The sequence below is a fragment of the Xanthobacter autotrophicus genome, from assembly GCF_005871085.1.
Lineage (GTDB): Bacteria > Pseudomonadota > Alphaproteobacteria > Rhizobiales > Xanthobacteraceae > Xanthobacter > Xanthobacter autotrophicus.
In genome coordinates this window covers 18456-39075 of the sequence record NZ_VAUP01000016.1, presented here as the reverse complement: position 1 = coordinate 39075, position 20620 = coordinate 18456, and the positions used below count along the sequence as shown (strand labels likewise).

19 protein-coding genes and 1 pseudogene are annotated in these 20620 nt (G+C 67.8%); 15 read left to right on the top strand and 5 right to left on the bottom strand.

The genetic code is table 11. From position 1 onward, the window contains the following. Positions 1-108: pseudogene (locus FBQ73_RS08540) on the top strand (IS5/IS1182 family transposase); the annotation flags it as partial. A gap of 362 nt (positions 109-470) precedes the next feature. Further along, positions 471-1274 (top strand): 1,6-dihydroxycyclohexa-2,4-diene-1-carboxylate dehydrogenase, encoded by an 804-nt coding sequence (locus tag FBQ73_RS08535; protein WP_138399079.1) that lies wholly within the window; start codon positions 471-473, stop codon positions 1272-1274. Between the two features lie 19 nt (positions 1275-1293). Here the strand turns inward: FBQ73_RS08535 and FBQ73_RS08530 are convergent, their stop codons facing one another. Continuing rightward, the gene (locus tag FBQ73_RS08530) at positions 1294-2235 is read right to left on the bottom strand and encodes a LysR family transcriptional regulator (RefSeq protein ID WP_138399078.1); all 942 of its coding nucleotides are present in this window, start codon (positions 2233-2235) and stop codon (positions 1294-1296) included. 163 nt (positions 2236-2398) lie between these two features. Between FBQ73_RS08530 and FBQ73_RS08525 the strand changes: the two genes are divergently transcribed. The 8 genes from FBQ73_RS08525 to FBQ73_RS08490 all read left to right on the top strand — a co-directional run bounded on the left by FBQ73_RS08525 (position 2399) and on the right by FBQ73_RS08490 (position 12035). Then, positions 2399-3583, top strand: a complete 1185-nt coding sequence (locus tag FBQ73_RS08525; RefSeq protein ID WP_138399077.1) for a muconate/chloromuconate family cycloisomerase — start codon at positions 2399-2401, stop codon at positions 3581-3583. Between the two features lie 103 nt (positions 3584-3686). Continuing rightward, complete coding sequence (locus tag FBQ73_RS08520; RefSeq protein WP_138399076.1) at positions 3687-5045, top strand: Rieske 2Fe-2S domain-containing protein; 1359 nt, start codon at positions 3687-3689, stop codon at positions 5043-5045. After that, positions 5042-5530 carry a benzoate 1,2-dioxygenase small subunit gene (benB, locus tag FBQ73_RS08515; RefSeq protein WP_138399075.1) on the top strand — a complete coding sequence of 163 codons (489 nt, stop codon included), beginning with the start codon at positions 5042-5044 and terminating at the stop codon, positions 5528-5530. The genes FBQ73_RS08520 and benB overlap by 4 nt, the downstream gene beginning before the upstream one ends. A 32-nt stretch (positions 5531-5562) precedes the next feature. Next, complete coding sequence (gene benC / locus FBQ73_RS08510) at positions 5563-6585, top strand: benzoate 1,2-dioxygenase electron transfer component BenC (protein WP_138399074.1); 1023 nt, start codon at positions 5563-5565, stop codon at positions 6583-6585. 56 nt (positions 6586-6641) lie between these two features. After that, positions 6642-7976: an MFS transporter gene (locus tag FBQ73_RS08505; protein WP_138399073.1), complete on the top strand. Its 1335-nt coding sequence runs from the start codon at positions 6642-6644 to the stop codon at positions 7974-7976. Between the two features lie 116 nt (positions 7977-8092). Continuing rightward, positions 8093-9022, top strand: coding sequence for a catechol 1,2-dioxygenase (catA, locus tag FBQ73_RS08500; RefSeq protein WP_138399072.1), 930 nt, complete (start codon positions 8093-8095; stop codon positions 9020-9022). A gap of 59 nt (positions 9023-9081) precedes the next feature. Beyond that, complete coding sequence (locus tag FBQ73_RS08495) at positions 9082-10362, top strand: GTPase (RefSeq protein WP_138399071.1); 1281 nt, start codon at positions 9082-9084, stop codon at positions 10360-10362. A gap of 86 nt (positions 10363-10448) precedes the next feature. Next, entirely contained in the window at positions 10449-12035 is a 1587-nt protein-coding gene (locus FBQ73_RS08490; RefSeq protein WP_170218811.1) for a P-loop NTPase family protein, read from the top strand. Between the two features lie 22 nt (positions 12036-12057). Here FBQ73_RS08490 and FBQ73_RS08485 read toward each other — a convergent pair whose 3' ends face one another. Then, the gene (locus FBQ73_RS08485; RefSeq protein WP_138399069.1) at positions 12058-13011 is read right to left on the bottom strand and encodes a helix-turn-helix domain-containing protein; all 954 of its coding nucleotides are present in this window, start codon (positions 13009-13011) and stop codon (positions 12058-12060) included. 186 nt (positions 13012-13197) lie between these two features. On the opposite strand from FBQ73_RS08485, the gene pobA reads away from it, so the two are divergent. Further along, positions 13198-14385, top strand: a complete 1188-nt coding sequence (gene pobA / locus FBQ73_RS08480; RefSeq protein WP_138399068.1) for a 4-hydroxybenzoate 3-monooxygenase — start codon at positions 13198-13200, stop codon at positions 14383-14385. Here pobA and FBQ73_RS08475 read toward each other — a convergent pair. Then, on the bottom strand, positions 14364-15446 hold the full coding sequence (locus FBQ73_RS08475) for a 3-carboxy-cis,cis-muconate cycloisomerase (RefSeq protein WP_138399067.1): 1083 nt from the start codon (positions 15444-15446) through the stop codon (positions 14364-14366). The genes pobA and FBQ73_RS08475 overlap by 22 nt on opposite strands. Before the next feature lie 114 nt (positions 15447-15560). After that, positions 15561-16472, bottom strand: coding sequence for a pca operon transcription factor PcaQ (gene pcaQ / locus FBQ73_RS08470; protein ID WP_138399066.1), 912 nt, complete (start codon positions 16470-16472; stop codon positions 15561-15563). Positions 16473-16640: 168 nt separating this feature from the next. Here pcaQ and pcaC point away from each other — a divergent pair, with 168 nt between their 5' ends. From pcaC to FBQ73_RS08450, 4 genes are all read left to right on the top strand, one after another. Then, positions 16641-17078, top strand: a complete 438-nt coding sequence (gene pcaC / locus FBQ73_RS08465; RefSeq protein WP_138399065.1) for a 4-carboxymuconolactone decarboxylase — start codon at positions 16641-16643, stop codon at positions 17076-17078. Then, entirely contained in the window at positions 17071-17799 is a 729-nt protein-coding gene (gene pcaH / locus FBQ73_RS08460) for a protocatechuate 3,4-dioxygenase subunit beta (protein ID WP_138399064.1), read from the top strand. The genes pcaC and pcaH overlap by 8 nt, the downstream gene beginning before the upstream one ends. Continuing rightward, positions 17799-18389, top strand: a complete 591-nt coding sequence (pcaG, locus tag FBQ73_RS08455; RefSeq protein WP_138399063.1) for a protocatechuate 3,4-dioxygenase subunit alpha — start codon at positions 17799-17801, stop codon at positions 18387-18389. Before pcaH ends, pcaG begins: the two co-directional genes overlap by 1 nt. 157 nt (positions 18390-18546) lie before the next feature. Beyond that, positions 18547-19767 carry an ABC transporter substrate-binding protein gene (locus FBQ73_RS08450; RefSeq protein WP_138399062.1) on the top strand — a complete coding sequence of 407 codons (1221 nt, stop codon included), beginning with the start codon at positions 18547-18549 and terminating at the stop codon, positions 19765-19767. A gap of 43 nt (positions 19768-19810) precedes the next feature. On the opposite strand, the gene FBQ73_RS08445 is transcribed toward FBQ73_RS08450, so the two are convergent. Next, positions 19811-20398 (bottom strand): MarR family winged helix-turn-helix transcriptional regulator, encoded by a 588-nt coding sequence (locus FBQ73_RS08445; RefSeq protein WP_138399061.1) that lies wholly within the window; start codon positions 20396-20398, stop codon positions 19811-19813. Positions 20399-20620: the final 222 nt, after the last annotated feature.

Sequence of the window (20620 nt, the reverse complement as noted above, 5' to 3'; positions counted from 1 at the left end):
AGATGGAAGCGCCTCGTTCGCGATTACGAGCAGCGCCTCGACGTCTCCGAGGCCATGATCCATGTGGCCCTCGGCAGCCTCATGCTGCGCCGGATCGTCCATCCCTGAACATTCTCAAACGGACTCTAAGACAGAACCGGGTCCGGACACCTGATCGGCGAACTTCGAGGCATCGATCGACCCTGCCGTTCAGCCAATCCTCTGGTGCCGCATGATCGCCCATCCGACAGGTCGCTTGGCGGCACTACTCGCTTTTGATACCTATAAGATATTGAAATATACCGAGCCGGTCATCGAAAATGCTTGCGGAGGCGTATAACCTACGATGACAACGATGCCCTGGGCGGCGGCTCCGACATCGCCGGCCAGAATCGTCAGGGCCCCGCCCCGTGACAACACCACCCGAGCAGCCCCGATTCAGGACCAACCTGATCTCACGCGGATGCTTACCAACAAGAAGGGGAAATCCCGTGTCGGACAGGACCGCCCGCCCTCAACGCTTCGCAGGCAAAAGCCTTGTCGTCACCGGCGCTGCCCAGGGCGTGGGCAAGCAGGTTGCGCTGGATGCCGCCGCCGAGGGGGGCCGCGTGCTGGTGGTGGACCGCTCGCCCATCGTCGCCGAGGTGGCCGCCGAGATCGAGGCGGCCCATGGTGCGGGCCGCGCCGTGGCGATGGTGGAAGATCTCGAAACCTACGCCGGCAATGACCGGGTGATGGCCCAGGCCGACGCCGCGTTCGGCAGGATCGACGTGCTGGTGACCAATGTGGGCGGCGCCATCTGGATGCGCCCATTCCAGGAGTTTGACGAGCGCCAGATCACGGCGGAGATCAGCCGCTCCCTGTTTCCCACCCTGTGGGGCTGCCGCACCGCTTTGCCCTACATGCTGCGGGAGAAGCGCGGGGCGATCGTGAACGTGTCGTCCATCGCCACCAAGGGCATCAACCGCATCCCCTATTCGGCGGCAAAGGGCGGCGTGAACGCCCTCACCGCCTCCCTCGCGTTCGAACTTGCCGGCACGGGCATTCGGGTGAATGCGGTCGCGCCGGGCGGGGTTTCGGCGCCCCCCCGCCGCGTCCCACGCGGCACCGATCCCATCTCCGAGCAGGGCAAGGCGTGGATGCAGGAGGTGGTGGACCAGACCCTGCGCGCGACCCATCTCGGCCGCTATGGCGAGCTTGCAGAGATCGCCGCCGCGATCCTCTTTCTCGCCTCCGACGAGGCATCCTACATCACCGGCACCGTGCTGCCCGCGGGCGGCGGCGACCAGGGCTGACAGGCGGGCAGCGCCGAGCCTATTCGGCGAAGGACGGCCGCGTCGGCAAATTGTGCTCGGCGCTGAGCCAGGGCGGGTTCTCCGCATACATCTCCTTGATGACCTCCTTCACCAGATCGATGTAGGGAGAGGTATCGCCCACCCGGTGATAGAGGATGACGGGTGAGGTGGCCCGTTCCCCCTCGAGCAGGCGGTAATGCACATCGCTCCGCATCTGCCGCGCCGATGAGGGAATGACGCACAGACCGGTTTCGGCTGCGACGAGGCCGAGCGCGGTCTGGATTTCTCGGACCTCCTGCACCTCCGCGGGCCGGACATCGTGCCCGTGCAGCAAATTGAGCACCTGGTCCGCATAGCCCGGGCGCGGCTCCTTCGGATAGACGATGAGCTTCTGGCCGGTCAGCGCGCCAATGGGTAGGGGCGCGCTGTCCTGTGCCAGCGGCGTGTCCCGGGGAATGGCGACGGTCAGGCGCTCCTCACGCAGCACGATCTCCACCACGCCGGAATCGCTGTGGTGCAGGCGCCCGAAGCCTATGTCGATGCGCCCTTCCTTCAGCGCCGGAATCTGCTGAACGGACATCATCTCCAGCACCTGGATCTCGATATCCGGCGTCCGGTGGCGCAGCTTACGGACCAGCGACGGCAGCCCGCCATAGAGCGTGGACGCCACAAAGCCGATGGACAGCACGCTGTTCTGGTTCAGGCCCACGCGCCGCGTCGCCGCGCGCATCTGATCGACCCGCCCCAGCACCTGCAACGCCTGCTCGTAGAACAGTCGGCCCGCCTCCGTCAGCCGCACCGGACGGCTGTTGCGGATGAGGAGCGCGACGCCCAACTCGTCCTCCAGCGCCTGGATCTGGCGGCTCAGGGGGGGCTGGGCGATGTTGAGCTGCTGGGCGGCGCGGGTGAAATTGCGCTCCCGCGCAACCCCAACGAAATACCGAAGCTGGCGAAGATCCATCCCGCGCCCCCTCCGCGGGCACAAATTTCATGGTCGATTTTGGTATGCTGCGGTGCGGCAAGCTGCCGTTCCATTACATTTTTTACGACATAATACCTACTGAGTATAATTGTAAACACAAAAGGTTTTGGACGCCGGCGCCCGTCGTCCGCAAGGTGTCGCCATGAACGCGACCCTTGCACATCCCGTCCCGACCTCTGCTCCTGCCCGCGCCGTCATCGAGCGGGTGGAGACGGCGCTGATCGACCTTCCGACCATCCGGCCGCACAAGCTTTCGGTCGCGACCATGAACGGCCAGACGCTGATGCTGGTGCGCGTTCTGTGCAGCGACGGGGTGGTGGGCATCGGCGAGGGAACCACCATCGGCGGCCTCGCCTATGGTGGTGAGAGCCCGGAGAGCATGAAGCTCGCGGTCGATACCTATTTTGCGCCCCTGATGGTGGGCCAGGACGCCACCACCGTGCGCGCACTGATGCTGCGCATCGGCAAGATGGTGAAGGACAACCGCTTCGCGAAGAGCGCCGTCGAAACCGCCCTTCTCGACGCGCAGGGCAAGCGGCTCGGCCAGCCGGTGAGCGAACTCTTGGGCGGCCGCCTGCGCTCCCGCCTGCCGGTGGCGTGGACGCTGGCATCGGGCGATACCGCCAAGGACATCGCCGAGGCGGAGAAGATGCTGGAGCTGCGGCGCCACCGCATCTTCAAGCTGAAGATCGGCGCACGGACGCCGGCCGCCGACGTCGCCCATGTCGCGGCCATCAAGCGCGCGCTTGGAGACCGCGGCGCGGTGCGCGTGGACGTCAACATGGCCTGGAGCGAGACCGAGGCGGCCTACGGCATGGCCGCCCTCGCCGATGCCGGCTGCGAGCTGGTCGAGCAGCCCGTCGCCACGGCCGCCGGCCTGGCGCGGCTGGTGCGCCGCTTCCCGGTGGCGCTGATGGCGGACGAGTCGCTCCAGGGGCCGGAGAGCGCCTTCGAGATCGCGAAACATGCCGGCGCTGACGTGTTCGCCATCAAGGTCGAGCAGAGCGGCGGCCTGTTCCAGGCCCAGCGCGTGGCCGCCATCGCCGATGCGGCCGGTATCGGCCTTTATGGCGGCACCATGCTGGAGGGCGCGGTGGGCACCATCGCGTCGGCCCAGCTGTTCTCCACGTTCGTCAATCTCCAGTGGGGCACCGAGCTGTTCGGCCCCCTGCTGCTGACCGAAGAAATTCTCGCCACGCCCCTCACCTACGCGGACTTCGAGCTTACCGTGCCTGCCGGGCCGGGCCTCGGGATCGCGCTCGACGAGGATCGTGTGGACTTTTTCACCCGGGGCCGGCCCCGCAAGACCACGAGCGTCGCCGTGTAGGGCGCGCCGCACCCGGTTCAACAATTTGCACGAACGCGCAGCCGACCCCGGGCGATCTCCGCCCTGACGCCGACGAAGCGCAGCATCACGAGGGAGGATAGCCATGTCAGCGACCGCCGAAAGGACCCGCGATCTCGACCGCCTGCTCGCCACTGCCGTCGTCGACGACAAGGAGGCCGGCGTCTTCCGCTGTCGCCGAGACATCTTCACCAACGAAGATCTCTTCGAGCTGGAGATGAAGCATATCTTCGAGAGCAACTGGGTGTATCTGGCTCATGAGAGCCAGATCCCGGAGAACAACGATTACTACACCACTTCCATCGGCCGCCAGCCGGTGGTGGTGACGCGGGACAAGGCGGGCGAACTCCACGCCGTCATCAATGCCTGCGCTCATCGCGGCGCGCTCCTGTGCCGGCGCAAGCATGGCAACAAGGGCAGCTTCACCTGCCCCTTCCACGGCTGGACCTTCTCCAACACCGGCAAGCTGCTCAAGGTGAAGGACGAGAAGACCACCCAGTATCCGCCCCAGTTCGCCAAAAACGGCTCCCACGACCTGAAGCGCGTGCCGCGCTTCGAGAACTATCGCGGCTTCCTGTTCGGCAGCCTGAAGGAGGACGTGGCGCCCCTCGCCGACTATCTCGGCGAGACCAAGGCCATCATCGACCTGATCGTGGATCAGGCGCCGAACGGGCTGGAAGTGCTGCGAGGGAACTCGTCCTACATCTATGACGGGAACTGGAAGCTGCAGATGGAGAACGGCTGCGACGGCTATCACGTCAGCTCCGTTCACTGGAACTATGCGGCGACCATGGGCCGGCGCAAGGTGGAAGGCACCAAGGCGGTCGACGCCAACGGCTGGAGCCGTTCCGTCGCCGGCGTCTACGGCTTCGACAACGGCCACATCCTGCTGTGGACCAACACGATGAACCCCGAAGTGCGCCCGGTGTACGGCCACCGCGAGGAGATCGCCGCCCGTGTCGGCCAGGAGCGCGCGGACCTGATCGTCAACCAGACGCGCAACCTGTGCCTCTATCCCAACGTGTTCCTGATGGACCAGTTCAGCACGCAGATCCGCGTCGCGCGGCCCATCAGCGTGGACAAGACGGAGATCAGCATCTTCTGCTTCGCCCCCAAGGGCGAAAGCGCGGAGGACCGGGCGCTGCGCATCCGCCAGTACGAGGACTTCTTCAACGTCTCCGGCATGGGCACGTCGGACGACCTCGAGGAATTCCGCGCCTGCCAGGTCGGCTATGCCGGCATCTCCGCGCTGTGGAACGACCTGTCCCGTGGCGCGCCCCTGTGGATCGAAGGCCCGGACGAGAACGCGAGGCGCCTGGGCATTCGCCCGCTCCTGTCCGGCGAGCGCAGCGAGGACGAAGGGCTGTTCGTGCGCCAGCATGAATACTGGGCGAAGGTGATGCGCCAGGCCGTGTCGCCCCGCGAGACGGGAGTTGCGGCATGACCATCTCCCTCGAAGCCGCCCGCGCCTTCCTCTATCGCGAGGCGCGCCTGCTGGACGACCGCGCGTGGGACGAATGGCTGACCTGCTACGCCCCCGATGTCACCTACTGGATGCCCGCCTGGGATGACGACGACCGGCTCACCGAGGATCCGCAGTCGCAGATCTCGCTGATCTACTATGCCGATCGCGACGGGCTGGAAGACCGCGTCTTCCGCATCAAGACCGAACGCTCCGGCGCCTCCACGCCGGAGCCGCGCACGAGCCACAACGTGACCAATGTCGAACTCCTGGCCACGCGGCCGGGCGAGGTCGACCTCCGGTACAATTTCCACACCCTCAGCCACCGCTACAAGGTCACGGACCAGTTCTTCGGAACGATGTTCGTGACCCTTCGCGAGGATCAGGGGCAGATCACCATCTCGGCCAAAAAGATCGTTCTGAAGAACGACTACATCCGCCAGGTCATCGACGTCTATCACGTCTGACAGGCATCGATATCCGGCCCAGGGAGGGTTCCATGTCCAGCCATACCATCGCGCTCAATTTCGAGGATGGCGTCACGCGCATCATCGATTGCAAGGCCGGCGAAAAGCTGCTCGACGCGGCGTTCCGCAACAAGATCAACCTGCCCATGGACTGCTCCGACGGGGTCTGCGGAACCTGCAAGTGCCGCGCCGAAAGCGGCGCGTATGATCTGGGCGAAGACTATATCGAGGACGCCCTGACCGCCGACGAGGCGGCGCAGGGGCTCGTGCTGACCTGCCAGATGGTGCCGTCCAGCGACTGCATCATCGCCGTGCCGGTCAGCTCGCTCTCCTGCAAGACGGGGCTACAGAAGTTCGCCGCGACCGTGGCGCAGGTGAGCCTCCACAACGACGCCGCGGTCGTCCTGGAACTGGACGTGGACGGCCCGGCGCCCGCCTTCCTGCCGGGGCAGTACGTCAACATTGACGTGCCGGGCACGGGGCTCACCCGCGCCTATTCCTTCTCCTCGGCGCCGGGCGAGACGCGCATCTCCTTCCTCATCAAGAGGATTCCCGGCGGGCTCATGAGCTCCTGGCTGGCGCGGGCGAAGCCAGGCGAGAGGCTCACTCTCAGCGGTCCGCTGGGCAGCTTCTATCTGCGCGACACCCGCGCGCCGCTCCTCTTCCTCGCCGGTGGCACGGGCCTCGCGCCCTTCCTCTCCATGCTGGAAGTGCTCGCCCGCGCCGGCTCCCAGCAGCAGATCCATCTCGTCTACGGCGTGACCCGGGGTCTCGATCTCGTGCTGGTGGACGCGCTCGAAGCCTACACACCGCGCCTGCCGCGCTTTAGCTTCACCACCGTGGTGGCCGACGAGGCTTCGGCCCATCCGCGCAAGGGATGGGTCACCCAGCACATGCCCGACGACATGCTCCGCGCGTCACCGGACGTCTATCTGTGCGGCCCGCCGCCCATGGTCGATGCCGTGCGCCGTCATTTCGAGGCGACGGGCGTGACGCCCAACTGCTTCCACTACGAGAAATTCACGCCCAACGCGCCGCTGAAGGAGAGCGCCTAGGGCTCGCGCCAGCGAACAAGATCAACGTGCAAAAGCACTCCGGGGAGGAAACACGCATGCGAAACATCGATATCACGGATGCCATCGACAAGGCGCCGTTCGGGCGCTTCCAATGGATGGTGGCCGCGCTCTGCGGGTTGCTGCTGGTGGTGGATGGCTATGACGTCTTCGTGGCCGGCACGGTGCTGCCCGCGCTGATGAAGGAGTGGGGCCTCAGCAAGCCGCAGGCCGGCACCCTTCAGGCCTGGGCGCTGTTCGGCATGATGTTCGGCGCCCTCGTCTTCGGTCCCCTCGCGGACAGGATCGGCCGCAAGAAGGGCATCGCCATCTGCTTCCTCCTGTTCACCACGTCGACCCTGCTTGCCGGCTTTGCCAATTCGCCGACCCAGTTCGGCATCTTCCGATTCATCGCCGGTCTCGGCTGCGGCGGCCTGATGCCGAACACGGTCGCACTGATGAACGAGTATGCGCCGAAGCGCCTGCGCAGCACCATGGTGGCCGTCATGTTCTCCGGCTATTCGGTGGGCGGCATGGTGGCGGCCGGCTTCGGCATCGGGCTCATCCCGCAGTTCGGCTGGAAGCCCATGTTCTTCATCGCCGCCGTACCCCTGCTCCTGCTGCCGCTGGTGCTGTGGAAGCTGCCGGAATCCCTCGGCTTCCTCCTCCGCCAGGGCAAGGAGGCCGAGGCCCGCGCGATCTGGGCGAAGGTCGCTCCCTCAGCCCGGCTCGATGCCGGGGACAGGCTGGTGTTCACCGAGAGCAAGAGCGCGTCCGCCTCGGTCATCGAGCTGTTCCGCGACCAGCGGGCGGTGAGCACCGTGATGCTGTGGGCCGCCTTCTTCTGCTGCCTGCTGCTGGTCTACCTGCTGTCGTCCTGGCTGCCCAAGGTCCTGCAGGAAGTCGGCTATGCCGAGACCGCCAGTCTCTTGAGCCTCTTCTCGCTCAATTTCGGCGGCATGCTGGGGGCGATCCTCGGCGGACGGCTCGGCGACCGCTTCGGCCTGCCCCGGGTGGTGGTCGGCTTCTTCACCGCCGCCGCCGTGTCCATCGCGCTCATCGGCTTCGGCCTGCCGGCGCCCCTGCTGTTCGTGATGGTCTTCATCGCCGGCGCCACCACCATCGGCACGCAGATCCTGCTCTATGCCAGCGTGGCGCAGCTCTACAATCTGTCGATCCGGTCCACCGGCCTCGGCTGGGCCTCGGGCGTGGGCCGCATCGGCGCCATCGTCGGGCCGACGCTCGGGGGCGTGCTGCTGGCCCAGGAGCTGCCGCTGCAGCAGAACTTCCTGATCTTCGCGGTGCCCGCGGCGCTCTCGGCCCTCGCCATGCTGGTGTTCGCGGTGAACGCCGCGCGCCGCAGCGCGACGGTCACGGCGGTCGCGACGGCCTAGGGATCCGCTCCCGCGGCCCCTCGTCGATCGGGCACGAGGCCCCTTGAACAAGATCAACCGGCGCAACGGGCGAACGGAAGCCCTCGCCACCAGAAAGCGAAATGGAGGACGCAAGGATGGGCGTGAAGATTTTCAACGGCAAGGACGTGCAGGACTTCCTGCGGATCATCGCCAATCTGGACGGCGCCAGCGGCAACGAGCGGGCCAAGCAGGTGGTGCACCGCATCGTCTCCGACCTGTTCAAGACCATCGAGGATTTCGACCTGACCCCGGACGAGGTCTGGCTCGGCATCAACTATCTCAACAAGCTCGGCTCGGAGGGCGAGGCGGCGCTGCTGGCGGCCGGCATCGGGCTTGAGCATTACATCGACATGCGCCTCGATGCCGAGGATGCCGAGCTCGGCATCACCGGCGGCACGCCGCGCACCATCGAGGGGCCCCTCTATGTCGCCGGCGCCCCCGAGCAGAAGAGCAAGGCGCGCCTCGACAAGAATCCCGATCCCGACGCCGGCCCCCTGCGCATCCACGGCCGCGTCACCGGCCCGGACGGCGCTCCGGTGGCGGATGCCCTGGTGGAAGTCTGGCATTCGGACTCCAAGGGCTTCTACTCGCATTTCGACCCCACGGGCCGGCAGAGCGAATTCAACCTGCGCGGCGCGATCCGCACCGGCGCAGACGGGCGCTATGAAGTGCTCACCCGGATGCCGGCCTCCTATGGCTGCCCGCCCTCCGGCGCGACGCAGACCCTGCTGAACCAGCTCAACCGCCACGGCAACCGCCCGGCCCATGTGCACTTCTTCGTCACCACGGACAGCTTCCGCAAGCTGACGACGCAGTTCAACATCGAGGGTGATCCGCTGATCTGGGACGACTTCGCCTTCGCCACCCGTGAAGGTCTCATCCCCCATGTGGTGGAGCGCACCGGCGGCCAGGCGGTCGGCTTCGAGGAGGACGGCTACCGGGACATTGAGTTCAACATCGAACTGACCCCGAAGGTCGCCGGCAAGGACAACCAGATCGTCGAGCGCGCCCGCGCCGCGGCCTGAGCGAAAAACCGGCGGCAGCGCGCGAATGCTGCCGCCGGACACGCACCGGAAGCCACGACATGCCCGAGGACTCCTCTCTTCGACAGCCGGCGACACGCGCCCACCCGGCGCGGTGGCGCGACGTGCTCTACGTCCTGCCGCAACGGGAAGGCGACCTCGCGCGCCTCGACGAACTGGCGGTGGCGGACGCGCCCGTCGTCACCGTCATCGGCAAGTACAATCACGGCAAGAGTCGGCTCCTCAACGAGTTGATACGCCGGGATGCCTTCGCCGTGGCCGACCGACGCCAGACCGTCCATCTGGCCGAGTGCCGGCACGCGGGCGTGCGCTGGCTCGATGCTCCCGGGCTGGATGCGGACGTGGCCGGAGAGGACGACCGGCATGCGCTCCGGGCCGTCTGGCTGGCATCCGACATTCGCCTGTTCGTCCATGCCGCGCGCGAAGGCGAGCTGGACGCGGTGGAGCGGGCGCTGCTCGAAGCGCTGCGCGCCGACAGCCGGCGCACCCGTCGCGAGACGCTGATCGTCGTGACCCAAGCGGACCAGATGGAAGACGACGACGCGCTCGGCCGCGTGATGTCGGCCATCGCAGATCAGGTGCCGGGCGCAGGCCTTCTCGTTGTCTCGTCCACCCGGCATCGCCGGGGACTGGAGGACGGCAAAACCCTGCTGATCCAGCGCAGCGGAATTCCCGAGCTGGAGCGCGCTCTGGCGGACGCGCTCGCGCGGGTGCCCGCCGCGCGGGCTCATGAGGCGCGACTGTTGCTGGGTGAGATGCGTGCGGAACTTGAAACTGTCCGGCGCGCCGAGGCTGAGACGCTGTCGTCCCTTCGGCAGCAGCAGGCGGCCCAGCGGCACGTCTTCGACGACGGGCTTGAGACCCTGCTTGCGGCGATCGGCCGGGACATGGAGGTGGTCGTGGCACTCGCCGGCCCGGACCTCGCGCTGGTGGCGGACACCGGCCGTGAGCGCTATGCGACGACCGCGGCGAAGCTGGAGCGCGCGCACATCCAGGTGGCCTATTCGAGGGCGTGCATCCACCTCGACGGCTTCCTCGCGGGCCACGGCGTCTCCGGCCTGCCGCGCGAGCAGCAGACCGCCGCAGGGAGCCTCAACACGGTCATGGTGGCGGTCATGGGCGTCTCGGTGAAATTCAGGGCGGACCTGCACCGCATGTTCTGCGAGGCGCCGGGGCGAGCGCGGCTGCAGGCGGCCTTCGCGCACTATTTCGAGCTGTCGCGATCGCGGGCGGCGCTGCGGGACAGGATCACCGAGTCTTCCGTCGCGCTGGATGCGGCCGACCGCGCCCTCGCCGCCCTGCCGCCGGACACCGCGCCATGACGGCGGAGACGATGGACCGTGGCCGCCCCTCGCCGGCGCTCCATGAGCCGCCAACATGCGCGGCAGGGTCCGAGGAACAGCTCCTCATGGCCGGGGTCGAGGCGGTCGCGCTCGGCTCGGACGATCTTCGACCCGCGCTGGCGCGCCTTGACGGGTGGCTTGCAAGCCTGGGCGCGAGCCTCGCCGGTGCCCGCCTCTCGGCCTCATCATTGCGGGAGGACAGCGAGACCAGCCGACACATGGCGGCGGTGAATGCCGCGGTCGACGCCTGCGTCTCGGACTGGCCCCGGCAACGGGAGGCGCTGCGGCCCGCCGAGGCGCTGGCGCGGTGCCTCGACCAAACCATTGTCCTGCTGGTGTTCGGCAAGTTCAATGCGGGCAAAAGCTCGCTCTGCAATCTCATGGCCGACCGTTTCGCCGCGCACGGCGCGGAAGTGGACTATTTTCAGCTCGATGCCGACGGACGCCTGGAGCCATGCGACCGCTTCACCGAGGGCGCGACGGAGACCACATCGCGCATCCAGGGAGTCCGGCTGGGCAAGCGGCTGGTGCTGCTCGACACGCCCGGCCTCCATTCCGCCACCGGCGAACACGCGGCGCTCACCCGCCGCTTCGCCGACTGTGCCGACGCCGTGCTGTGGCTCACCAGTTCCTCAACGCCGGGGCAGGTGCAGGAATTGGACGAGCTTGCCGGCGAATTGCGCCGTGCCAAGCCCCTGCTGCCGGTCATCACCCGCAGCGACCGCTATGAAGAAGACGAGATCGACGGCGCGCTGGTGAAGCTCATGCGCAACAAGCCGATGGCCGACCGCTGCGGGCAGGAAGCGGACGTGGCGGAGCGTGCGCGCGACAAGCTCGCTGCGCTTGGGCTGGACGTGGCACAGCTGAGACCGCCCCTGTCTATCTCGGTCCATATGGCGCGCGCGGAGGGAGAGAGCCCCGCGGCCATGGCGGCGGCGGGCGTGGATCGTCTCTATTCCGCCCTGCGGGCCCTCGTTTCACCAGCGCAGGCCTATCGACGCCGCAAGCCGGCCGAGGTGCGGCTGCGTCATCTAGACGAGACCCTGCTCGGCGGCCTGCTCGCGCTGCTGTGGCCAGCTCTGGACCGGCTGAATGGGCTGCTGGACGACGCGGCAGGCCAGCTCGACCGCCGCGGCGCGCAGATGCAGGAGGATCTATGGCGTGCCGTCGTCCCCCTGCTGCCGGACCTGCTGGACGCCGACGCCCTGGCGCGGGACGCGGACGCCGTTTGCAGGGAGTTATCGCAGGCCCTTGACTCCGCGTTCCGCATGGCAGCGGACGTCCATCTGAGCGCCTACCGGCTCGCTCCGCATGCCCCAGGCCGCGCAATTTCCCCCGGAGACACGGGTTTTGAGGATGTGGTGGTCGCGATGGACGGTCGCCGCCAATCTACCTGCGTCGATGCCACTCGCCTACACGCAGCGCTGGAACGCCAGATCCGCGATGAGGTGCTCCAGTCGGTGGATGCCGCGCTGGCCCAGTGCGCCGCGTCCATCCATGACCTGAAGGACGGTGCTGCGCGGCTCGCGGCCGTGCTGGAGACCCACCTGCACGCGCTGAACGGGATCAGGGCAGCCCTGCGCGCCGGGGGGCAGGAAAGCGAGCAACCCGCACGCCCTGCTGGCACTCGCGCGGGCGGGATGCGCCCCTGATGGGACGTCGCGGGCGGGCCGGCTACCCCTCGCGTCGTCGGCGACGATGGCGCCCCGTCGCGGTTGCTCCGCCCACCGAGTGCTGCGGTCCAGCGCCGTCCGAGGGAACGGAGAAGACGTCACGATAGGCTCTCGGGCTCTGCCCCACATGGCCGGTGAACAGGCGGGTGAAATAGGCCGGATCGGTGAAGCCCAGCAGGAAGGCGATCTCGGAAACGGTCATGGAAGTGTAGAGCAGGTGACGCCGCGCCTCCAGGATCAAACGTTCCTGCACCACGCCGAGCGCCGAGCAGCCGACCATCTGCCGGCAGACCCGGCTGAGATGGGGCGCACTCACGCCGAGCCGTCGGGCCCGATCGGCGAGCGAGGGATGGCAGCGGAAATCCTCCTCCACCTGCGCCCGGAAACGCTCGAACAGGCGTCGCTGGACCGATAACCCGCCTGGCGCGCCGTCCGGCGCCTCCGCCGCGATGGCGCGCCGGAACCAGACGAGGATGAGACCGGCGAAGGCGGTGAGCGCCTCGGTCCGCCCCACACGCCCGTCGGCGAACTCCGCATGGGCGAGGGCGAGGGTTTGCGACAGACGGAATGCGGCCTCCGGCTCTGCCGCGATCACCGCCGGACAGGCCAAGGCACTGCGCCATTGCCCGTGGGTGGGCGAGGCCCGGTCCAGGACCGCGGGCGGCACGCTCACCACATAGCCGTCGGTCCCCGCCTTGAAATCGAAGCTGTGCACCACCAGCGGCGGCAGCACCACCGCCGAGCCCCCGCGCAACGCATGGGTCGCACCGTCGATGGAGGCAATGCCGCCGCCCGTGGCGATGAAGAAGAATTGGTAGAGATCGCCGTGGCGGTGGGACCGGATGCGCCATTCATGGATGGAACTGCGGGCGACGATGGTCTCCACATGCAGTTCGTCGGGAAATCCGCTGCTGCCCTCCCCATAGAGGGCGTAGGCCGGGACTATACTGCCCATTGCGTACTCTTTACTGCAAAGAAGGAGCCATTCAACCGGGCTGATCCCTGCTGTTCGCACAGATCGCGCCCGTGGTTCGATCTGTCTAAGACTGTGCCCGAACGCTCCATTCCACACAAGGTACCGCCTACGCCACTCTCCCGCTCAAGACGCCGGGCAGATTGTGCGTCGGCGGAGGAGACACACATGGCGGGACAGGGATCGAGACGGCAGGTCTGCATCATCGGCGCGGGGCCTTCAGGGCTGTTGCTGGGCCAGCTTTTGGCCCGTGCAAACGTGGATGCCCTCATCATCGAGGCGAAGAGTGCCGACTACGTGCTCTCGCGCATCCGGGCTGGCGTCCTCGAAAGTGGGCTCACCGATCTGCTGCGCGAGGCCGGCTGCGGCGCGCGGCTGGACCGGGAGGGACTCGTCCATCACGGCTTCTCCCTGGCCTTTGGTGACGGCTCCCACCGGATCGATCTCTCCAAGCTGACCGGCGGCAAGGTCGTCACGGTCTATGGTCAGACCGAGGTGACGCGTGATCTGATGGAGGCCCGCGCCGCCCTTGGCGCGCCCACCGTCTACGAGGCCGAGGACGTGGCCATCCACGATTTCGACAGCGGCCACCCCCGGGTCACCTATCGCAAGGACGGGGTGAACCACGAAGTCACCTGTGACTTCATCGCCGGCTGCGACGGCTTTCACGGCGTCTCGCGCCGCTCGGTGCCCCGCCACGCCATCACCGAGTTCGAGCGGGTCTATGCCTTCGGATGGCTCGGCCTGCTCGCGGACGTGCCGCCCGCCTCCGAGGAACTGGTCTATGCGCGGCACGCGCGCGGCTTTGCCCTCGTCTCCATGCGCTCGCGCACCCGCAGCCGCTCCTACATCCAGGTGCCCCTCGCCGACCGGGTCGAGGATTGGCCGGACGACCGCTTCTATGACGAACTGCGCCAGCGCCTGCCGCAGGAGGTCGCGGCCCGCGTCGCGCCCGGCCCGTCCATCGAGAAGAGCATCGCCCCCCTGCGCAGCTTCGTCGCCGAGCCCATGCGCTTCGGCAGCCTGTTTCTTGCGGGGGATGCCGCCCATATCGTGCCGCCCACCGGCGCCAAGGGCCTGAACCTCGCCGCCAGCGACGTGCATTATCTCGCCAGCGGCCTCATCGAATTCTACACGGGCGGCTCGCGGGCGGGCATCGACGCCTATTCGCAGCGCGCGCTGGCCCGCATCTGGAAAGCCGAACACTTCTCCTGGTGGATGACGACCATGCTGCACGCCTTCCCCGATGCCGGGGATTTCGGCGCGCGCATGCAGCTCGCCGAGCTTGACTACATCGCCAGTTCCCCGGCGGCTGCAACCGTGGTCGCGGAGAATTATGTGGGGCTGCCGTTCTGATCGGCAGCCGCCGGGAAGCGGAGCGCCGCGACCAGCGCGAGAGCCGTGCGGGTCGCGGCGCCGGCCGCCACCACCAGCTGGGGCAGGATCATCCATTCCAGCGTCCAGGCGGCGCCGGAGCGTTCGTTCTCGTGCACCAAAGCCTGGTCGAGGCCACCCTGCTGGGCGGCGGCGAACCGCGCCAGGGTCACGAGGATTTCCGCCGCCACCGGATTGTTCTTCTCCGGCATGGCTGACGAGCCGCCGCCGCCGGCGATGGTCACTTCGCCCACTTCGTTCTGTGCCATCAGGCAGATATCGGCGCCGAACTTGCCCAGCGCCCCGCAGACCAGCGTGCACCAGTGACCGAAGGCGGCGACGCTGTCGCGCTCGGCATGGGCGGCGCGCAAGGCGCGCTGAAGACCGAGCCGGTCGGCAACACCGTCGGCCACCGCCTGAGCGGCGGCGCCCAGTTCGGCACGATTGCCCACGGCGCCCCCCAGTTGCACCCGGAACAGGTTCAGCGCCACGTCGGGCAGACGCGCCCGATGCCGGGCGACGGGATCACGCCAGCCCGCCACCTTGTGGGCGAGCGACACCGGCCGCGCGCGCTGCATGCGCGTATGGCCGCAAAGCATAAGGGTGCCCGCCTCGGCCGCCAGGCGGTCGAACGCGGCCGTCAGCGCCTGCAGCCGCGCGTCGAGAATGTCCGCCGTCTCCTTCAGGCGCAGGAACAGGCTGGTGTCGATCACGTCCTGGCTGGTGGACCCCTTGTGCACCCAGCCCGCATGGGTCTCGCCCACTGCGGCGCGCAGAAGGCGCACCAGTTCCGGCACCACCACGCCGTCGCGGGCGACCGCCGCGGCGAGATCCGATGGGGCGATGCGCATGCGGGAGACGGCGGCCACGATGGCCTCGGCCGCCGCGTTGGGGATGACCCCAGCCTCCGCCTCGGCCTGCGCCAGCGCGGCCTCGAAGCGCAGCATGGCGGCGATGTCCGCTTCGGCGCTGAAGACGGCGGCGACCTCCGCGTCGCCCAGCAGGGCGCCAAGGAACGGATGCGCGAACACGGACACGCTCATGGGATCAGGGCCTCGATGCGGGAGATTGCGCGCGCAGGCTCGACCGCCACGGGGCCGGCCGTCAAGAGCGCAGGCCGCGCGACTTATTGTCGATCCGCTCTCAGATATCCGCTTTCAGAGCCCGCGCGCGACCTCGCGCACCGCCCGCACGAGCTGCTCCGCCGCCGACGTCGGTGCATGGCCCGCGCGGGTGGTGAGACCCACCGGGCCACCCGATACGGACGTGGACAATGGCAGGCGGACCAGGGTTCCCTCATCGAGATCGCCGGCGACGACACCATGGGAAATGATCCACACGGCGTCGCTCGCCCGCACATAGGCGCGCGAGAATTGGGGCTCCACCGCCTCGATCCGGTCATCGATGCGGCCGATGCCCTCCTGGATGAACAGACGGTCGATCTCCGGGCGGATGATGGAGCCCCGTGCCGGCATGATCAGGGTGTGGTGGGCAATGTCCTCCAGCCGCACAGGCCGCCCCGTGGCGGCAGGATGGCCGGGGCGGACCACGAACACGATGGGCTCGGAATACAGGTGCTCGAAGGCCAGGCCCATCATCACCTGTGGCTCGGCGAGCCGGCCCACCACCAGGTCGAGCCCGCCCTGCTTCAGCTGGTCGATGAGCCAGCCGTTGGGACCCGCCTCGATGACGATGGACGCAGCGAGCCCCGCTGCCTTCGCCCGCTGGACCGCCTTGGGCATGATGCGGGCGGCGACCGTGGGCAATACACCGACCACGAGGGCGCCAACGCCCCCGCCGACCTGCCGCAACGTGTCGATCCCCCGCCCCAATTCGGCGAAGGCGGCACCCGCATGGGCGCGGAAGGCCACCCCCTCCCCCGTGAGCACGGCACCGCCGCGCCCGCGCTCGAACAGCGGCACGCCGAGAATATCCTCAAGCTCGGCGATGGCCCGGGAGACTGCGGGCTGGGTGAGATGGAGCGCCTCCGCAGCACGACCGAAGCCGGAACGCGCGGCCACCTCCAGGAAACAGGCTATATGGCGCAGCTTGATGCGGGCATCGATCATGGCGCAATTTCATACCATAAACGGCATGTATAGGAACAGAAATATCATTTTTCATATCGAAACTCATATGGAAATCTCCGTTGCGAACCAAGCGCGGCGCGATCGCGACCCACCCGCGCCGCCCACAGCGCACCTTCCGGATCGACTGCCCAGAAACGGAGATGTCCATTGCCGTCCGCACCAGAACGTTCCGACCGCTGGACCGCCGGCGATGCCACCCGCCGCGCCGTGCTGGGCGACGGCCACGTGGACGCAGCCGCGGCGCGCACGAACGCCTTCGATGACGGATTCCAGACCTTCATCACCGAAGGGGCCTGGGGCTCGGTGTGGTCGCGGCCGGGCCTCACCCGCCGCGAGCGCTCGCTGATCACCATCGCGCTGCTCGCGGCGCTCGGCCACGACGAGGAAGTGGCCATGCACGTGCGCGCCACGCGCAACACCGGCGCCAGCATGGCGGATGTGGCGGAGGCGCTGATGCATGTCGCCGTCTATGCCGGCGTCCCGGCTGCCAACAGTGCTTTCAGGATCGCCAAGGACGTCTATGCCGGTCTCGAGGACGGCAAAGAACAAGACGACACCAAACAACATGGAGGAAACCATGGCTGAAACAGGTGACTTCAACCGCAGGGACCGGAAATCGCATCCGCCCGCCTTCACCCCTGGCTACAAGACGAGCGTGCTGCGCGCGCCCCGCTGCGCGCTGGTGTCGGTGGAGCAGGGCGTGGGCGAGAAGGCCGGGCCCATCTTCGTCCCGCGCGGCGGGCTCGACCCGCTCGACAATGACCTGATCCGCAACTTTTCCCAGGGCGGCGAGGCCATCGGCGAACGCATCGTGGTTCACGGCCGGGTTCTGGACGAGTACGCACGGCCCGTGCCCAACACCCTGATCGAGGTCTGGCAGGCCAATGCGGGCGGCCGCTACCGCCACAAGAACGACAGCTACCTCGCCCCGCTCGATCCCAATTTCGGCGGCACCGGGCGCTGCCTGACGAACGCGGAGGGCCGTTATTTCTTCCGCACCATCCGCCCCGGCCCCTATCCCTGGCGCAATGACGGCTCGGACTGGCGCCCCGCGCACATCCACTTCTCCATCTTCGGCGAAGCCTTCGTGCAGCGCCTGATCTCCCAGCTCTATTTCGAGGGCGATCCGCTGATCCCGCTTTGCCCGATCGTCAACACCATCCCCGACCCGGCAGCCGTCGACCGGCTGGTGGCGCGCCTCGACATGGGCCAGCAGATGCCGTTCGACGCCCTGGCCTATCGCTTCGACATCGTGCTGCGCGGGCGGCGCCAGACATTTTTCGAGAACAAGAGGGAGGGCAACTGATGCCGGTCGCCTATCTGAAGGAGACCCCGTCCCAGACCGCCGGTCCCTATGTCCATATCGGCACCCTGCCGGCGGTGGCCGGGCTTCCGGTGCGCAGCCAGGAGAACCTCTCCGTGCTCGCCTCCGGCAGCGTGCCGGGCGAGCGCATCCGCATCACCGGCGTGGTGTGGGACGGAGCGGGCCATCCGGTGAAGGACGCCCTTCTGGAACTCTGGCAGGCGGACGCGGCCGGCCGCCATGACAATCCGGACTTCCCCGGCTTCGGCCGCGCCGCCGCGGATTTCGCCACCGGCGCGTTCAGCTTCGAGACCGTCAAGCCGGGCGCCCTGCCCTGGCGCGACGGGCGTACCCAGGCGCCCCACGTCTGCCTGCTCATCTTCGCGCGCGGCATCAACATCCACCTGCACACCCGCATGTATTTCTCCGACGAGGCGGAGGCGAACGCCGCCGACCCGATGCTGAAATCCATCGAGCATGCCGGACGCCGCACGACGCTGGTGGGCGAGCGCGGCACCGAGGACGGCGTTGTCACCTATCGCTTCGATATCCACCTGCAGGGTGAGAACGAGACGGTCTTCTTCGACGTGTGACGAAACCACCCTCAGCGCCGCTCCGGCACCGGAGCCGGATCCGTTCGGACTGGGCCCAGTCCGAACGGTGGGACGCTATCAAATGCATCATGAGGGACCACCCCGGCCGGTCACGTTGCGGCGCACCCTGATCGGCGTGGGCACCAGGGAGGACACCATGCGCAGATCATCCATCCGATGCGCCGGGGCAGCCGCCCTCATCGCGGCCGCAATGGCTGCGCCCGGGCCTGCCCGCGCGCAGATTTCCGACGATGCGGTCAGGATCGGCGTGCTCAATGATCTGTCAGGCCAGTTTGCCGACATCGGCGGCAAGGGCGCGGTGCTTGCCGTGCAGATGGCCGCCGACGACTTCGGCGGCACGGTCGCGGGCAAGAGGATCGAAATCGTCTCCGCCGACCACCAGAACAAGCCGGACGTGGCCGGCGCCATCCTGCGCCAGTGGTTCGACCGGGAGGGCGTCGATGCGGTGACGGGCCTGCCCACCAGCTCCGTCGCCCTCGCCGCGCAGGAAATCGCGCGGGACAAGAAGAAGACCGCCCTGATCGCCGGCGGCGCCACCTCCGACCTCACGGGCAAGGCCTGCTCGCCCTATTCCATCCACTGGGCCGACGACACCTATGCCCTCGCCAACGGCACCGCCCGCGCGGTGACCCGGGCCGGCGGCAAGACCTGGTTCTTCCTCACGGCGGACTACGCCTTCGGCCATGCCATGGAACGCGACGCCGCCTCCGCCATCAATACCAGCGGCGGCAAGGTGCTCGGCAGCGTGCGCCATCCCTTCGCCACGTCCGATTTCTCCTCCTTCCTGCTGCAGGCCCAGGCATCCGGGGCGCAGGTGATCGGGCTCGCCAATGTGGGCGGCGATACCGGCAACGCCATCAAGCAGGCGGCGGAATTCGGCATCGTGGACAGCGGGCAGAAGCTCGCGGGCTTCCTCGTCTTCATCTCGGATATCCACGCCCTCGGCCTCAAGCTCGCCAAGGGGCTCCTGGTCTCCACCGGCTTCTACTGGGACCAGAACGACGCGTCGCGCGCGTTCGCCCGGCGCTTCTTCGAGAAGACCGGCCGCATGCCCACCAAGGAGCAGGCTTCGGGCTACGCGGCCGTGACCCACTACCTGAAGGCGGTGGCCGCCAGCGGCACCGACGACGCGGCGCGGGTCAATGCGCAGATGCGGCAATTGCCGGTGGACTATTTCGGCCATTCCGGCTCCATCCGCCCCGACGGCCGGGTGCTCTACGACCTCACCCTCTACGAGGTGAAGGCGCCGGAGGAGAGCAAGGGTCCGTGGGACTATTACAAGCCCCTGGCCACCCTGCCCGCGGCCGAGGTGTTCCGCCCCATGAGCGAGGGCGGTTGCCCTCTGGTGAAACCCTGACCGGGCCCACCGCCTGACGACCTCCGCTCGCGGACCATTGGGTTCAGTCGATCCGCGCCACCTTCCGCAGCAGCGCCACCAGCGTGTCGCGTCCTCCGGGACCCAGGAGGCTGGCGAAATCCTCTTCCTGTGCCGCCTGGAGCTTGCGCGCCTTGCCGAGGAGCGCGGTTCCCGCCTTGGTCAGGAACACCGCGTGGGAGCGCGCGTCGGTGGCCGAGCGCGTGCGCTCGGCGAGCCCGCGCTTCTCCAGCTGGTCGAGCATGACGACGAAATTGGTGCGCTGGATGCCGAGCACCCGCGCGATCTCCGACTGCTTGCGGCCGGGATTGTCGCTGATCACCAGCAGCACGGAATATTGCGCGGGCGTCAGATCGAGGGTCGCGAAACGGGCGCTGAAATCCTCGAACACCGCCATCTGCGCCCGCCGCAGGGTGTAGCCGACGACGCTCGTGAGGCCCGTGAGGTCGAGGTCGGAGGCTTCGATCCCCTCGTCCGCGTCGTCCGGCTCCACCGCGCGCGCCGGCTTGCGCCCGCGCCGCGCCGGCGTGCCGTTGGCGGACGTTGTCTTCTGCGCCTGTTTCCTCTGGGCCAATGTCTTCTGGGCCGGTGTCAGGTCGTCTTCAGCACCCATCGTTCGCCCTTCGCACTCAAAAATCATGAAAGAGAACGCGTTGCCCGACGAGCTTCCAATGCAAGCTGATCGGCGCGTACTCTTGCCCTCCCGGTCGCGGAAGCGGTGACGGCCAAGACCGTCATTTTCCCTCGGACGGCCAAAGCCGTCCTGTCCATTTTGCAGGTTTCGGCCGTCTTGCCGACCCTCGCAAATATTGTTATGATCCATATCAATTAAACA